Origin of the sequence: Mesobacillus campisalis (assembly GCF_000986785.1) — a bacterium.
In the GTDB taxonomy this organism is placed as follows: Bacteria; Bacillota; Bacilli; order Bacillales; family Cytobacillaceae; genus Mesobacillus_B; species Mesobacillus_B campisalis.
This window is the reverse complement of the sequence record NZ_LAYY01000005.1, coordinates 120651-136701: the sequence shown is the minus strand read 5'-3', so window position 1 is coordinate 136701 and position 16051 is coordinate 120651. Positions and strand designations below refer to the sequence as shown.

Genomic DNA, 16051 nt, shown 5'->3' with positions numbered 1-16051 from the left:
ATACACCTAAAGAATGTTAATCTTTTTGACGAACGCTACTATAATAGATAGCACCCACGATAATCGCACCTTTAAGTACTCTTTGAACATAAGGAGAAACACCCATCAAATTCAGTCCGTTACTTAAAACCCCCAATAATAGGGCTCCAAGGATCGTACCAAAAATATGTCCACGACCACCAGCAATGCTTGTTCCTCCTAATACGACGGCAGCAATTGCATCTAATTCATATCCTTCTCCAGCCATAGGCTGTCCTGAAGAAAGTCTTGATGTCATAATCAATCCACTAATGGCAGCAGTCACCCCACTGACCAAATATACAAACGCTTTAACCCGTTTTACTTTAACCCCCGAGAGACGAACTGCTTCTTCGTTCCCACCAATGGCATAAATATATCGGCCAATTGGCAGATGGTTTAATATGATATAAGCAATGATAAAAACAAGAACCATGATGACGGCTGGCATTGGAATAATTCCAAACAAATCTCCTCTTCCAATAAAAGCGTAGGATGAAGGTAATCCTGATAACGGGTATCCTCCTGTATATAAAAGGGCAGCTCCCCTCGCAACCTCCATCATTGCTAGGGTCACGATAATAGCTGGTATTCTTGCATGAGCGACAAACAAACCATTGATATACCCAAGCGCAGCTCCTAACAGAATCCCTAGTAATACCGCTACAATTGGCGGCATTCCCATGTTGATCATCATTCCAGCCATAATCGTCCCAGTAAAAGCCATTACTGACCCTACAGACAAATCGATACCGCCTGTTAGTATGACGAAGGTCATCCCAACAGCTAGAATTCCATTTATTGAAACTTGTCTAATAATATTTGAGATGTTATTTCCTGTTAAAAACTGTTCACTTGCTATGCTGAAAAATACACACAGGATAAAAAATCCAATTAAGGTTAACATCTCAGGGTTTTTAAACATTTCTTTAACATTGACTGTTTTTCTCTGATAATTTAGTTCTAATTGACTCATACATCCCCACCACCCGTTGCGTAATACATTACCTTTTCAGAAGTCGTTTCTGTTCCATTAATTTCTGCCTTTATACGTCCTTTGTGCATCACAAGGACCCGATCACTCATTCCCAAAATCTCAGGTAATTCCGAAGAAATCATAATAATAGAGAGTCCTTTATCTGCTAAGTTTCGCATTAATTTATAAATCTCTTCCTTTGCGCCAATATCAATCCCACGGGTAGGTTCGTCAAAGATTAAGATTTTACAATCTGTATTAAGCCACTTCGCTAAGACTACCTTTTGTTGGTTCCCACCACTTAAATTTTTCACCAATTGTTGGCTGCTTGGCGTTTTAATCAATAAGTCTTGAATCGATTTTTCAATGACACCGTCTTCTTTTTTCTTATTAATCAATCCTAAAAAACTTGATAGATCTTTTAGAATTGGCAAGCTAATATTATTTTTTATCGTCATATTCAGTACAAGCCCTTGGGTTTTTCTACTTTCGGGAATGAGGGCTATGCCATGGGATAATGCATCGGTGGGATTTTTAATATCAACTTTTTGTCCATTGATATAAACATCTTTCTCCTGTGCAGGATCAGCGCCTATTAGGGCTCTGACTGTTTCGGTTCTTCCAGATCCTACTAAACCAGCAATCCCAATAATCTCCCCCTTTTTCAAGGAAAACTGAATATCAGCGACGCTTTTATTGTGCAGCCTTTTCACGTCCAGGAGTATTTCTGCCTTTCCGTTACCTGTTGGTTTTTCAGGAAACACATTAACAATTTCCCTTCCAACCATCATTTTGACAATGTCCTGTTTTGAAACATCTTTGACCTCTCTGGTACCAACCCATTCCCCATCCCGTAAGCAGGTCATTCGGTCACACATATGCAAGATTTCATCCAAATGATGCGATATATATATAATGGTTACACCATCAGCTTTCAATTTCTCAATTAACTCAAATAATTTATCAATCTCTTTTCCTGTTAAACTCGCTGTTGGTTCGTCAAAAATTAATACCTTCGTATCAATGGCGATTGCTTTCGCAATTTCAATAAATTGCTGATTCGCAACACTCAAATGTGCGACTGGTTTGTTCAAGTCAATATTTGCATTTAACCTTTGCAAAACTTCCTCAGCTTCTTTTCGCATCTTCTTTCTGTCTAATAATCGGTTTGCTCCCTTTTTCTCACGACCCAAGAAAATATTATCAACACTACTCAAATATGGAATTAAACTAAACTCCTGGTGAATAATACTGACACCCAATTGTTGTGCTTGCTTAGGATCATTGAATATAACCTCCTTTCCATCTAAACGAATCTTCCCTGTCGTAGGGGTATACACACCTGACAGTATTTTCATTAATGTTGACTTTCCCGCTCCATTTTCCCCAACTAAGGCATGTACCTCACCACGTTTAACCTCAAAACTAACGCCTTTGAGAGCCTTGACTCCAGGAAATTCCTTCGTGATATTCTCAATCTCTAAAACGTTATCCACAGCAATCACCTTCCTTCATGCATTTTTCTATAGGGTGCTTTCACAAAATTCTAAAAAGCACCCTTGTGTCATGATTACCAGCTAAAGTCTTCTGCGTTATCAATTGTTTGCAGTTCAACATCAATTGGTACTTCTGTAGGTACTACTTCAGCTCCCCAAAGTTTCGCCAGAGCCATGCCAAGACCAATTCTCACCTGGTCTCTAGGGAATTGGGCTGTCGTTGCTTTAAAATTGCCGCCTTTTAAAATAGCTTCAATTGCTTCTGGATGTCCGTCGACACTGTAGAGTGCTACATCTTTTTTAGACGCTTCAATCGCACCCAGGGATCCTAGAGCACCTTCATCATTTACACTGAATAATGCATTTAAATCTGGATTAGCTTGCAACATATTTTCAGTCACTTTCATTGCTTCTGCTCTGTCCTGTTTTCCGTTCTGAATGTCAACGATTTCTATTCCAGGATGTTTAGCAATTGCTTCTTTAAATCCTTTTACACGCTCAAGAATGGGTACTACTGGAATACCATCTAAAATCGCAACTTTTCCTTTTCCACCTAGATCTTCAGCCATTTTTTCACCGGCTAAAAAACCTGCATCATAGTTTCTTGATCCAACAAATGAGTCAATTGGGCCGTCTGCCTGTGCGTCAACAGCGACCACGATAACACCAGCCTTATTTGCTGCTTCAACAGCCCCTTCGACCCCTTTACTATCAGTTGGGTTAATTAAGAGAATATCAATATCCTTTTGAACCAAATCGGATATATCATTAATTTGTTTGGCCACATCATGCTGGGCATCCGCAATCACTACTTCTGCACCAATCTCACCTGCAGCTTCTTCAAGCGCTTCTTTCATCGAAATAAAATAAGGATTATTCATTTCCTGAAACGACATCCCGATTTTTAAATCTCCTGTCTTCTTCCCCTCACCATCAGCACTGCTGCTTTGACTTGAACAACCAACAGCAAGAAACATAACAGACGCTAATAAAAGGACTAACCATTTCTTTGACAGATTTTTCATTTCTCTTCCCCCCGGTATGGTAATATTCTTAAAATCCTTGTTTTTAAAGACAGTATGGGTATAGGGATTACAAAAACTCATAGTAAGATTCCTTACAGGATCAATCCTAATGAATGGTGATCCCTATCCTTTCTCCACAAGCAATATTGAGTGCCATAGTTGTTTTTGTTATCACCCCTTTCAAATTGAGCAAGCGAACAGGTTGCACACGCTTCCATTTTAAAAAAAACAAAAAAGTGCCATATTTGCGCGAGTGTTTATGTTTAAAAGAAAACATAAAAAAACTCCCGTAAATATGGCACCCATAGCCATCATAAATTTTATACCAGCCATAAGTATAAAATTTAAAATATTAAATTTTGAGTATAAACTGTTAAGAGGTAGCATTTAATCTTTCTATACCAATCGTAAGTATAGAAAATATCTTCAATCAATTATTACAATGTTGGAACTTTAATATCATTATATTTTTGGAATTTGTAATAGTCAAGTAACTTTTGAAAAATTTACTTTTAATGAAATAAAGCATCGGCCTCAATGAGCTCCTTTGCAATTACGACTAATTTCTTATTTTTATCTCTACTCAACTTTTGGAGCCGTTTCATTGCCTCTGCCTCTTTTAAGTTCATTTTCTCCATCAGTATTCCTTTTGCTTTTTCAATATATTTACGAGCTTCTAATGCATTTTTTGTACTTTTAAGCTCGTCCTGCAATTTCTTAAATTCCTCAAACTTACTTAAGCTAATATTAATGGCTATTTTTAAATCTTGAATATCAATAGGTTTTAATAAATAATATAATACTCCTTCTTCCGTGGCTCGATTTATGAGTTTTTCATCATGATAACCACTTACAATAATGCTGGGGATATACAATGTTTCATTTATTTTTTTTATCGCATCAATTCCATCAAGTTTTGGCATATTAATATCCATGATAACAAGATCCGGTTTTTTTTCTATTGCCAATTCCACTGCCTTTTCCCCATCTGTGGCGACCCCTGCCACCTGATGACCAAGCTTTTCGACGTACGCTTTAGTCCCCATTAGAACTAAATACTCATCCTCAGCAAGTAAAATCCGCAAAGATTTTGTCATCGATCATCACCATCCATTTGTTCTTTATCGAAACATTTATGATATAAATGAAAGCGTTCTCCAACCTCTTTATAGTAACATCGTTTTAAAAAAAGCTATATAGCTTTATCAAATTTATTAAAAATTACAGGTTATGAAAACAAAATTAAGGGATTAAAGGGAAGATCTTTTTAACAAAATCGGTGAAGGTATGGTGCTTCTTTATTAGATAGTGTATAACTGAAAGAACGAAATGATGATCAGACTTATAGCAAAATGGTTGGGAGAGAGTATGTTGTCAAACTTCATTTTTGAATGTAGGAATCTTACAAATAATAGTCCTGATGGGTTTTTAAAAAATATAAATTTTAATCTAGGATATTCTGAGATCCATGCGTTCATTATTAAAAACAGCTCTGAGCAGAAGATTTTCATAGAGTCTATAATGAATTTATTAAATAATTCACATCCTAAGGGAGAAATTTTGTTAAAGAACCAAGTACTTAATGAAAATAAAGCAAGGAAAGTAGCCATATTACACCAAAAACCATTATTAATTGATCACTTTACGGTAGCAGAAAACCTCCATTTGTCGAATCTCCCTAAAAGGGATTTTATTCCATTTATTAATTGGGGTAAAATCAAGGGAAGTTCTAAAAAAATATTAGATGATCTTAATCTCGATATTGATAGTAGAAGCAAGGTATGTAATTTATCGGATGAAGATAAAAGACTTGTTTATATTACGAGCGTATTACTACAAAACCCAGAAGTAATTGTCATGCACGAACCAATGGAAGGGCTTTCTCCTGCTAAAGCTTCTAAGATCTATAGGGCGTTCAAGCAGTATAAAGAGGATAATGGAAGTATTGTTTACATCACAAAACAGTGGGAAGATGCTCTAAAACTTGCTGATCGGATATCAATCCTATCAAACGGTATGATTATTGATGAAATGCCTGCTGAAGAGGCAAAGAGTGATCCACAAAGATTGTTAATGAAGATTGAAGATTACAATTTCAAAGATAACGGTAGATACACTGATCATGATCAAAAAAGCATTCTTGATACAGTATTTAAAGCTGCAGAATTCCTTACATCGGAATATGAATTAAAAGACGTATTACTCCTATTGGCTAAAGAAGTTACTCGTATCATGAATGCTGATGGATGTTCCATTAAATTAATCGATGAGTTCACATGGAGCATTATTGACGATATCGAATTTAAAAACAATAAAGAAATACATGCCCAATTAACAAAAGAGGCTATTCTGAAAATCGCTAAAGAAAATGATATTTACTATACCAATGAGAAAGATAAAGAATTTAAATCCTTGTTTGAAAAAAGTGTGAATGTAAAAACGGTCATTTGTATTCCCGTATTAATTAGATCCCAAGTAACAGGAATCATTCAACTATCTTATGAAACCCTCTATGTCTATTCAAAAGAGGAATCTAAATATTTATCAGCACTAGCTCGTCATGCAGCTATAGCTATTGAAGACACAAGATTGTTAGGCAGATCCGCCTTATTACAGGAAAGTCACCATCGAATTAAAAATAACCTCCAATCTATTGTAGGAATTCTGTCATTACAAAAGGAATTTAAGAAAAATTCTTCTGATCAATCGATTGATGAGTTATTAGATAGTGTAATTAACCGAATAAAAAGCATAGCCTCAGTCCACAACCTTCTGTCTAAAGACAAATTAGGCAGAAGTATTATCAACGTTAAACAAATAATTGAGTCAATTATTCAAATCATGAATGATAACCCCAAAATTGGCATCAACTTAGATTTAGATGATATCTTTATTCCATATAGTAAAGCAACTTCCATCGCTCTAATTATTAACGAATTAGTCACTAACTGCTTTAAACATGCATTTACAGATACGGATTCAGGAATAATTAACATTCAATGTAAAAGGATGGCGGATTATATTTTACTTTCTGTTCGAGACAATGGAAAGGGATTCAGAAAAGATTTCGATATTAACAAAATTGACAGCCTCGGACTTACAATTTTAAAGGGACTTACATCCAGTGACTTCCAAGGAGAAATGGATATCCATACAGAAAAAGAAGGTTCAGCCATAGAAATTAAAATACCTACTGAAGGAATCTTTCTCCATCGGTAAATATTTGTTTATAAGTATTAAATCAGCGATATAAAAAACAAGGGGTCCGTACCAACAAACACTCCTCTCCCTTTCGCCTGCAAAGAAAAGCAGGCGTTTTTTCTAATTCTTTATATTGTGGGATTTGCTATGAAACAATTTGTTTTTGAATCCACCCCAAAAATTCTCGAAAACTAAAACTGAAGTTTGACACGTCGCTCTAAGAAAAACCTAAGATACTACAAATGGCTTCAGGAATAGTGTCCTTTTATCGTTTTAATAATGAAGAGGACGCGGTGCAAGCCCGTGTCCTCTAAAACAAATAGTTTATTAATTAATTCACTACACTTAAGCTAGGTTGGGGTTAGTTCCACCATTCTAAAGTTCATATTCACATTAAAGCATGGCATCTCCGGAATTTGGTCCCAGGGTCTGTCCTGTATATAGGTTGCCATCTGGGTCGGAGGCGAGCAAAACTGCCGTAGGAGCCACCTCTTCAGGTCTTCCGAACCGCCCAAGCGGGAGAGAGCTTTGTTTTCTCTCTTTCCAAGCCTCATCGTAACCCTCTAATAAAAATGGAGTTGCAATTGGGCCAGGCGCAATACAATTTGCTGTTATTCCATGAATACTCACTTCTCTTGCTACTGACTTGGTAAAACCAATTACGCCAGCTTTTGAAGCAGCGTAATGAGCATTCTCTGTTCCTCCCAGCTGACCTAGCTGAGAAGCTATATTAATGATTCTGCCAAATTTCCTCTCCAACATATGTGGTAATACAAACTTTACGCATAAAAAGGGGCCGCGCATATTAACCTTGATCATTTGGTCCCAATCTTCGACAGACAAATCTGTAACCGGTGACTGGTGGGTAATACCAGCACTATTAACCAGAATGTCAATAGCTCCGAAATTCTCCAAGGTTGCCTCTACCATACTACAAACCGGGTCAACTTCACTGACATCGCCTTCGACAATCATTACTTTTCTTCCAAATTCCTGTTCAATGCGATTCTTTAATGCCATCGCTTCCTCTTTTGTTTTGTAGTAATTAATGGCTAAATCAGCGCCTTCCCTAGCATAAGCAAGTGCAATTTCCTTTCCAATTCCCGTAGATCCTCCTGTAATCAAAGCCGTTCTTCCTCGTAACTTCAAAAAGAATCGCCCTCCCTTAAAATGATAAATACCTTACAACCTATAGATGGTGTTTAACAGCCTGAATCTCTTGAAATATTGAATGTTTCGTAGTTCACCAATGGAATGCGCTTTCATTTCTACTCAAGCCACTTTAACGCCTGAAACTTTTACATCCCTACTGTTTTCGATTCGACGTGCCCACTTTGGAATTTTTCATCAATCCCACTCTTTTTTAATAGAATATAAATAACAAAAGTTGAAGGAAATCCAACCAGCCAAGCTACTTTAAGCAGTGAGAATGAGACTAAGGCACCCAGGATCATGGCTATAAATGCAGCAGGGCTAAATCCCTTAAAATAACGATAAGCCCCACTCTCCTTATTATATAAGTGGTCTGGATTGAGTTTACCTTTTCTAATGATCCAATAATCTGCTAATAAAATGCCTAGAATGGGACCCAGGAAAGAGGAGTAGATATTCTGAAAGGTGAAAAACCATTGACTGCTGAATAAAATCCACGGCATGGTAACCACCGATAAAGAAGCAGATAGAATGACTCCAGTTGTCCATTTCATTTTGAACAGATCCTGAAAAGCCAGTGCAGCAGGTAATACGCTAGTTGTTAAATTAGAAGTTATTTGAGCCAGGATAATGAAAATCATTAAAATAATCCCAAATGTTGGGTTAGGTGCTAGCGCCATTAATCCCGCAATAGGATCATCATTTCCTGTTGCAACAAAAATCAGCAGCCCGATAAACACCATAGAAATCCAAGGAGGGATAATCCCGGCAAAGTTACCAAGAAAACTTGTTTTCCCATTTCCGGGTCTTAATTGACGGGCTAAATCGGAATTATTGAGCATAACGGTTGCCCAGTTTGCGGTTGCAGCAGAAATCCCTCCAAAAAACAGCCACCCCCACGAACCAGGAATATTGGTATACTTTGTGAAATCCAACTGACCATTAACAAGAATTAGATAAAAGAAATAGATTAGGATTACACAAATTACAGTGGCTACCGTTGCATTAAACCAAGTGATATCTTTAATTCCTCTATACGATAGAAAAATGTGAACAACGGTTAGAAAGAAAAAGTAGGGAAATTTCATTTCCGGTAAATTAAAGAGAGTCATCATGACTTGGTTAATCGCCAAAGCTCCCAGCCAAGTACCTATACCGTACCAGCAAATGGCGGGTACTATTCTAAGGATGTAAGCCACTTTCGCACCTCTGTATCCAAAACTGGACCGAAGTTGAATAATGAAGGGGATACCATATTTGAGACCTGCAAAAGAGTTGACGGTACAAAAAGTGGCTACTAATATACCAGAAATAACACCTACCGCTATTACCTGATATATGTTTAGTCCACCTTGCAATAAGAATGTTCCAATAGCCATTACCTGGATAATGATGGCCGTGGACCAGAAAGATAGTACGTAGGTCTTCCAAGTCATTGGGCGATCAGATTCGGAAATAGGATTTAACCCATTTAGGTCAACTGCCTTTTTGCTCATAAATATACTCCCTTCTCCTGCTTTTTTATCTTCTTCCGGACAATCATAAATTGGGCACTGGTAAATATAACGGAATTTTGGAGGCCACTATCAAAAAGAGAGCTTCCTTTTTAAAAAATTTCCCTTCAATGCACGATCATTTAATGTGCTATTTTCCACTAAGACATTTCCACTTTTGATCGTCATAAGTATTTCCCCTACAACATCCTTACCTTCAAATGGTGTATAATTAGTTTGCATGTGCAGGTGTTTCGCAGTGAGCCGATACGATGGTTTGGGGTCATAAATCACAATATCGGCGTCACTGCCAACACCTATATAACCTTTTTGCGGGAATAGGCCCATCAACTTTGCCGTCATCGTTGACATTAAATCAACAAATTTACTCAGCCGTAATCCCCTTTGAATAACTCCTTCCGAAAACAGGATGAGGCCTGTTGTTTCAATGCCAGGCAGACCATTCGGAATATTCGTGAAATTGTGTTTGTGAGCTTGCTTTTGCTCCACGCTAAAGGCAGAGTGATCGCTATTGACAACATCAATTAACCCATCATTAATCATCTCCCAAAGTTCATCACGACTTTGGTCAGACCTTAATGGGGGACTGCAGATAAAGTTTTCACCATTTGGTTGACTGTAACTTGTATCTGTCAGTGCAAGATACTGCGGACAAGTTTCTGTAAAGATTGGGACTCCATCTATATTTTTTCTAAAAGCCTCAACAGCTTCTTTTGTAGTCACATGGACAAACAAAGAGGGCGTATTTGTTAGTTGGATTAATGAGGCTAAACTATACATGGCTTCAATCTCAGCAATTGGCGGGCGACTTTTCGGATGAAACTCGGCGCTAGTCTTCCCTTGGCTCATTAGCCGATTCGTTTCGGCTTGGATAATTTCGTTATTTTCAGCATGGAAGAGAGCCATTCCATTATGAAGGTGCAATTGCTTTAAGATATCAAGAATCAAATTTTTCTCAATCTGTACTACATCTTTATAAGTAGTAAACATTTTAACGGTTGGTACTCCACCACTAATAATATCCTTAACCTCTCCTAGATGCCTTTCATGTTTTTGGGTGTAGCAAGCATGAAAGGAATAGTCAATCAGGCAATCACCTTCTGCTTCCTGCATCCTCCTTTCGATTGCTTGTAAAGGCGTTTCTTCCCCATAGGGGATTGCAAAATCTATCATTGTTGTAACACCACCATAAGCGGCAGCCCTTGAGGCTTCTTTAAACGAATCAAGAGTTTTATTACCACCCATTTCCAAGTTGACATGAACATGAGAATCTATAAATCCTGGCATCACATATTTCCCGGCGGCATCAATTGTTTTATTTGCCTCTGGAAAATAGCTACTCATTCCCAAAGCAACTATTTTCCCGTCCTTTATTGCCACATCACATTTCTGTTCACCATCTGCATTTATTACCGTTCCATTCTTAATAACTAAATCTAACAATTCCCACCCTCCTATTTTTTTCAAGATATGTCTTAAACTAGTGACCTACTTGTCTTATAAAAACCCCCTCCTTTCAATCACCTATTTTTTCAGTTTTCAAAGCATCGTTAGCAGATCTTCAAGATGGTGCAAATGCATCTGTATCGCTTTACGTGCTGCCTCTCTGTCCCGATGTTCAATAGCCTGTAAAACAACTTGATGTTCTTGAATTTGGTGTTCCCTGGCTGATCGAACACTCAATATTTTTTTATTCAGCAATTTCCAGGTAGTAGATAGATTTTGATCAATCAGAGTGCTTACTATGCTAACGATCACTTCATTATTAACAACTTTCGCAAGTTTCTTATGGAACTCCATCCCTAACTCAAAAAATCGGTCAACTTGCTCATCGTCATCGAGGATTGACTCCATTTCAGAAATGTTCTTCTTTAGTTCAATGATGTCTTCCTCTGTTGCTTTTTCTACGGCAATTTCTACTATCATGCCTTCTATATAACTTCTAGCCTCTATGAGTTCATAAAGACTAAAATTTTTAATTTTATTCAGTTCAAACCTGAAATCTTCTATTTTCTGTCTGACATACGATCCATCTCCAACCCTGATTTCCACTGTCCCAAGTATCTCCAATATTGCCAGAGCCTCTCTGACGGAAGCCCGGCTTACACTCATTTGCTCGGCAATATCCCGCTCGGCCGGCAAGCGGTCACCAACTTTAAAAGTTCCGTCATTAATCTTGGAATTAATATTTTCCGCAATTCGAATATACAACTTATCAGCTTTCTTTATCTTCCCCAATACCATAATGTACACCTACCCAATCTTTACTTATTCAAGGATGGAACTGGTTTACTTGCCTGACCAATTTTATAAAAAAATACACAGACATAGCTCAATTAAAAAATTAGTCGGTTTAGCTGCCTGACCAATTCCACAAAAAATTTACCCGTAAAAATCTTACTGTTACCTAATCCTACGGTATAGCTGCCTGACCAATTTTCCTAAAAAAGCTTAACCTAATGATATTAGACCTCTTTAATGAATATTCTAACAATTAAAAATTCAATAGTAAACTTATTTTTTTGTAAATACTTTTCTAGAGTGGGTATAGAGCATCACTTTCAGTAAGCCAATAGATCACGAGAACCGTCCCCTGATTCACTAACACACTTTGACACCAATCGATTCAGTACATGTACAACCGAAAACGCCCTTAACTCCCGTTCCCCAAATTAACTTCGATGCCACCCTTCACCAAGGTTAATCTATCAAGCCGACTTTAATCAAACGTTTGATTAGTAGGCCATAATGATGCTTTTTTCGCTGCCTTCCAAGTTTCGACACCCTCTGTCAAGAATGAGATGCATATGTTTTCCACTTGGTTATTTTAAAGACTCCATCTGGCTCAACCTGGAACCCACCCGAGCAAGCCCGAAATAAAAGACGGGAAGGCCTGAATTTGGCCTTCCCATTCATATACTTCCTACTTCTTTTTAATCGCCTTCCAAAATTCTTTTGCGACGAGTTGATATCCTTCCTCGCTTAAGTGTATCGAAAGCTTCACCTAAATTGATCAATATAAAATTTGACTTGATCGGTTCGATAATGAGTTTGAAAGTATTCAATCAGAACGACCGAACCATCTGAGAGTTTTCCTTTTACTTGCCCTTCAAATTTTATTAGTGGCATTCCTACATCTATACTCAATTTTTTAGCTGTTTCTTCATCGGCTACAACCGCCTCAAAACTTCTAACCCCACCGAGAATGGTGATATTGTATTCTTCTTCCAAAACTTTATATAAAGACTGCTTTTCAAAATTGAAACGCTCAATCCCCTGTACATAATCATAGGGTATATAACTTTTTGTCACGTTAACAGGTGATTCATTTCCGTACATAATCCTTTCGATATGAAAGGCTTTTCCTTCACTAAGCATGTTCAAATTGTTTCTGAGACTTGATGTGGCCAGCATGATCTGTTGATTTAATAATTCATATCGAGCCGATAGCCCCATGTTTCTCATATCTTCGGTACAACTAGTTAGATTCACCAGGCCTTGTTCAACCTTTCTACCTTCCACAAAAGTACCTTTCCCATGTACCCTAAATAGATATCCTTCATTTACCAATTCATCTAGTGCTTTCCTAACTGTAGTACGACTTAAACCGTACTCTTCCATTAACATTGGCTCGGAAGGGATGGCCTCGTTCACTTTTAACTCATTTTCTTCTATTAGTTTTATGATTTTTTCTTTTAATTGTAAATATAATGGAACATTACTAGTGAATATTATAATCAGCTCCTTCCTCACTCACTGATCTATCGTGTATTTTATAAGTTGCTCATATATTCTACCTTATACATAAATTGCAACTCAAACACTATGTTTACCAATGAATTGTATATTTTTTTATAAACCTAACTAAACAACTAAGCGTCATTCCCTCAATGTTTAAAAAAGTTCAATACCACCATGGTGATATTGAACTCACTATTCATCCGGGGAGGGATTGCTAAATCATCCTCTGATTGTTGCTGCCTTTACTTCCTGAATAAAGTGAACTAGTTCGTTTGGCTGATTTTGTTTTTTCAAAACCGCACTTCCGATAAATGCTCCATTTCCCCCTGCATTTGAAACCATTGCCACATCTTCTTTATTAGAAATCCCTACTCCACAATAGATGGGTTGATTCACACCTTCATTGCGCAGATACTCAATACAATCCCTTAATGTTTCACAGCCTTCACGAACCTTGCCAACTGACTTTGCCTGAAGATAGATAAAGCCATTTGTATTCTTGGCCATGCCAATCTCTTCGTCTGGCAAATGATATTGAATATAACTGGATACACGGATTCCATTTTCCATTAATTCATTTTTTATCTGATTGTCTTCATTTCCAACTAAAATAATATCCTCGGTATGAAGCTGATGGCAAAATTCAATGAACTTTTCCACGCCAATATCCTTTAAGGAGTGCTCATATAAAACAATGAGGATTTCCTGTTCTGGATGTTTTTCTCTTATTTTTCGGATCGTTTCCAGATAATAATCATAGTTTTGATTCTGTTCGAATGCCTTTCGCATTCTGCCGCCAATAAACTCGTTGTCTAAAAATGGATTATCTGTAGGAATGTCGATTTCAATAATGTCACATCCACCTTCCACATATAGGTCAGCTGTTTCAAGTGTTTTTTCGATGGATGGAAAACCATTGGATAAATAACAGATCACCTTTGTCATAATTGAACTCCTATTTTTGTACCGTAATAAATCGTTGCGATTAGCTCTTTAAATCCGTCCACATCCGGAATCACTGGGTTTGTTTTTGTGCAGCCGTCCTTGCTAGCAAGCTCAGCTAGCTCTGGAATCGCTGCCTCAAACTCCTCATCCTTTTCAATCTCTGCCTTTAGATGAGCAGGGATTTCTAGCATTTCATTTAAATCCCGAACAGCTTGGGCCAAATCCTCATGACCTACTTTTTCCGCAAACTGACGGTAGATTTCAGCAGCCTTTTCATCCTGGGAATTAAATTCAATTACATAAGGTAGAATAATCGCATTCGCGAGGCCGTGCGGCACACCAAACTTTCCGCCTACTGCATGGGCAATGCTGTGTACAATACCCAATGAAACATTGGTGAAGGCCATTCCTGCTAAACAGGAGGCAAGGAGCAATTTCTCTCTAGCCACTAAATCATTGCCTTCTTTATATGCAGCTGGTAAATAGGTAAATACATCAATTGCTGCTCTCTCTGCCATCGTATCAGCAACAATGTTTGCTCTTTTTGACACTAGCGCTTCTAACGCATGGGTCAATACATCCATCCCAGTTGCCGCAGTAAATTTTGGGGGAACGGAAGCAGTTATGCCCGGCTCCAAAATCGCAATATCCGGCATCATTTCCATATCGCCGATTCCATGTTTAATATGTGTTTCTGTATCAGTAATTACAACCGAGCGGCTCACTTCACTGCCGGTACCGCTTGTCGTAGGGATACAAGCCATTTTTGCCTTCTTACGCAGAGCAGGGATTTTATTCGGCGGTGAAATTTCTTCAAGGGTTTTCAATTGTGGATGTTCATAATAGATCCACATCGCTTTTGCTGCGTCCATCACGGATCCGCCGCCAACTGCAATAATCCAATCAGGCCCAAATTCCACCATCTTTTGTGCACCCTTTTGTACGGTATTAAATGAAGGATCAGGTTCAACGCCTGTAAAATAATCAATTGTAAAGTCCGCTGATGTTAAGTAATTTTCTATTTTTGTTAAGTAACCAGACTTTTGAACAGAGGATCCTCCAAGAACAATAAGTGCCCTTTTTTTATCACCTTCAAGCTGGGTTAAGTATTCCAGAGCGTTTTCTCCGAAAATGATATATTCTCCGCCTAGTTTCATTGGTCTCATTGGTAACATACTAATCAGGTCCTTCCTAGTAAATATTCTCTACCAAACTTTTAACCTTTTCTAAATCAATCGGTGATGCTGGATCACTTGTACTCTTTAAACTTGACCCTACGATCGCACCATCCGCTATGGATAATTGTTCTTTAATGTTCTTTGCAGAAACGCCGCTTCCAATAATCACTGGACAATCGACCACAGCTTTTACGCGTTTAATCGAATCCAACGGAGTTTCTCCGCCTGTATGGGTTCCTGTTACAATAATTCCGTCAGCCATGCAGCTCACAGCAACCTTTGCCGATTCCTCAATCGGAACAGAAGGAACAAGCATATGAGCATGTTTCACTTGTACATCTGCCAAAATGCCCACATGATTTGCGCCTATTGCTTTCCGGTAAGCCAATGCTTCGCCCGCGCATGGTTCCATAATTCCGTTAAAGCTTTCCACAGTATCCACAAACACAGCCAAGCGGACAAAATCAGCTTGAACAGCTTGTGCAATGCTGATTGCCGCTTTATAATCACAAAACGCCGCATCAATGCCGATTTGCAGATCCGTCTGCTGCTTAACCACTGCAGAAACGGCTGCCAGCGCCGCTACTTGCTCGATTTCTATCGTTTTCTTATATGGCATATCACCAAAATTTTCAATCATTAAAGCATGAACCCCGCCCTCTTCAAGTGTCTTTGCATCCAATAGAGCTTGGTCATAAATCGCCTGGACATCGCCGGCAAACATTGGCGTGCCTGGAAGCGGAAGCAAGTGAACCATGCCAATAACTGCTTTTTGATTTTGAAATAAGTGATGCACTTTCTTCAT

General features: G+C 38.1%; 13 protein-coding genes. 1 reads left to right on the top strand and 12 read right to left on the bottom strand.

Annotation, left to right across the window (positions count from 1 at the left end; translation table 11 throughout):
- Positions 1-16: 16 nt before the first annotated feature.
- The 4 genes from WQ57_RS06160 to WQ57_RS06145 form a co-directional block, all read right to left on the bottom strand.
- Positions 17-994: an ABC transporter permease gene (locus tag WQ57_RS06160; RefSeq protein WP_046522863.1), complete on the bottom strand. Its 978-nt coding sequence runs from the start codon at positions 992-994 to the stop codon at positions 17-19.
- Positions 991-2490: a sugar ABC transporter ATP-binding protein gene (locus WQ57_RS06155; RefSeq protein WP_046522862.1), complete on the bottom strand. Its 1500-nt coding sequence runs from the start codon at positions 2488-2490 to the stop codon at positions 991-993. The genes WQ57_RS06160 and WQ57_RS06155 overlap by 4 nt, the downstream gene beginning before the upstream one ends.
- A gap of 74 nt (positions 2491-2564) precedes the next feature.
- Positions 2565-3515 (bottom strand): ABC transporter substrate-binding protein, encoded by a 951-nt coding sequence (locus WQ57_RS06150; RefSeq protein ID WP_046522861.1) that lies wholly within the window; start codon positions 3513-3515, stop codon positions 2565-2567.
- 512 nt (positions 3516-4027) lie between these two features.
- Positions 4028-4612 (bottom strand): ANTAR domain-containing response regulator, encoded by a 585-nt coding sequence (locus WQ57_RS06145; protein ID WP_046522860.1) that lies wholly within the window; start codon positions 4610-4612, stop codon positions 4028-4030.
- Positions 4613-4844: 232 nt separating this feature from the next.
- Here WQ57_RS06145 and WQ57_RS06140 point away from each other — a divergent pair, with 232 nt between their 5' ends.
- Positions 4845-6734: a histidine kinase dimerization/phosphoacceptor domain -containing protein gene (locus tag WQ57_RS06140; protein ID WP_084820185.1), complete on the top strand. Its 1890-nt coding sequence runs from the start codon at positions 4845-4847 to the stop codon at positions 6732-6734.
- 375 nt (positions 6735-7109) lie between these two features.
- Here WQ57_RS06140 and WQ57_RS06135 read toward each other — a convergent pair whose 3' ends face one another.
- The 8 genes from WQ57_RS06135 to WQ57_RS06100 form a co-directional block, all read right to left on the bottom strand.
- Positions 7110-7865 (bottom strand): SDR family NAD(P)-dependent oxidoreductase, encoded by a 756-nt coding sequence (locus tag WQ57_RS06135; RefSeq protein WP_046522858.1) that lies wholly within the window; start codon positions 7863-7865, stop codon positions 7110-7112.
- A 149-nt stretch (positions 7866-8014) separates the two neighbouring features.
- Positions 8015-9364, bottom strand: a complete 1350-nt coding sequence (locus tag WQ57_RS06130; RefSeq protein ID WP_046522857.1) for a cytosine permease — start codon at positions 9362-9364, stop codon at positions 8015-8017.
- Positions 9365-9454: 90 nt separating this feature from the next.
- On the bottom strand, positions 9455-10825 hold the full coding sequence (gene hydA / locus WQ57_RS06125; protein WP_046522856.1) for a dihydropyrimidinase: 1371 nt from the start codon (positions 10823-10825) through the stop codon (positions 9455-9457).
- Positions 10826-10921: 96 nt separating this feature from the next.
- Positions 10922-11626, bottom strand: a complete 705-nt coding sequence (locus WQ57_RS06120) for a FadR/GntR family transcriptional regulator (protein WP_046522855.1) — start codon at positions 11624-11626, stop codon at positions 10922-10924.
- A gap of 756 nt (positions 11627-12382) precedes the next feature.
- Positions 12383-13135 carry a GntR family transcriptional regulator gene (locus WQ57_RS06115; RefSeq protein WP_052948654.1) on the bottom strand — a complete coding sequence of 251 codons (753 nt, stop codon included), beginning with the start codon at positions 13133-13135 and terminating at the stop codon, positions 12383-12385.
- A gap of 207 nt (positions 13136-13342) precedes the next feature.
- On the bottom strand, positions 13343-14068 hold the full coding sequence (locus WQ57_RS06110) for a tryptophan synthase subunit alpha (protein ID WP_046522854.1): 726 nt from the start codon (positions 14066-14068) through the stop codon (positions 13343-13345).
- Positions 14065-15243, bottom strand: a complete 1179-nt coding sequence (locus WQ57_RS06105; protein WP_084820183.1) for an iron-containing alcohol dehydrogenase — start codon at positions 15241-15243, stop codon at positions 14065-14067. Before WQ57_RS06105 ends, WQ57_RS06110 begins: the two co-directional genes overlap by 4 nt.
- 16 nt (positions 15244-15259) lie before the next feature.
- Positions 15260-16051 (bottom strand): BtpA family protein, encoded by a 792-nt coding sequence (locus WQ57_RS06100; RefSeq protein WP_046522853.1) that lies wholly within the window; start codon positions 16049-16051, stop codon positions 15260-15262.

Bases quoted from the DNA above. Each gene is read 5' to 3' on its own strand.
- WQ57_RS06160 (WP_046522863.1), bottom strand. From the start codon at position 994: ATGAGTCAATTAGAACTAAATTATCAGAGAAAAACAGTCAATGTTAAA.
- WQ57_RS06150 (WP_046522861.1), bottom strand. From the start codon at position 3,515: ATGAAAAATCTGTCAAAGAAATGGTTAGTCCTTTTATTAGCGTCTGTT.
- WQ57_RS06145 (WP_046522860.1), bottom strand. From the start codon at position 4,612: ATGACAAAATCTTTGCGGATTTTACTTGCTGAGGATGAGTATTTAGTT.
- WQ57_RS06140 (WP_084820185.1), top strand. From the start codon at position 4,845: ATGATGATCAGACTTATAGCAAAATGGTTGGGAGAGAGTATGTTGTCA.
- WQ57_RS06130 (WP_046522857.1), bottom strand. From the start codon at position 9,364: ATGAGCAAAAAGGCAGTTGACCTAAATGGGTTAAATCCTATTTCCGAA.
- WQ57_RS06120 (WP_046522855.1), bottom strand. From the start codon at position 11,626: ATGGTATTGGGGAAGATAAAGAAAGCTGATAAGTTGTATATTCGAATT.
- WQ57_RS06110 (WP_046522854.1), bottom strand. From the start codon at position 14,068: ATGACAAAGGTGATCTGTTATTTATCCAATGGTTTTCCATCCATCGAA.
- WQ57_RS06105 (WP_084820183.1), bottom strand. From the start codon at position 15,243: ATGTTACCAATGAGACCAATGAAACTAGGCGGAGAATATATCATTTTC.
- WQ57_RS06100 (WP_046522853.1), bottom strand. From the start codon at position 16,051: ATGAAGAAAGTGCATCACTTATTTCAAAATCAAAAAGCAGTTATTGGC.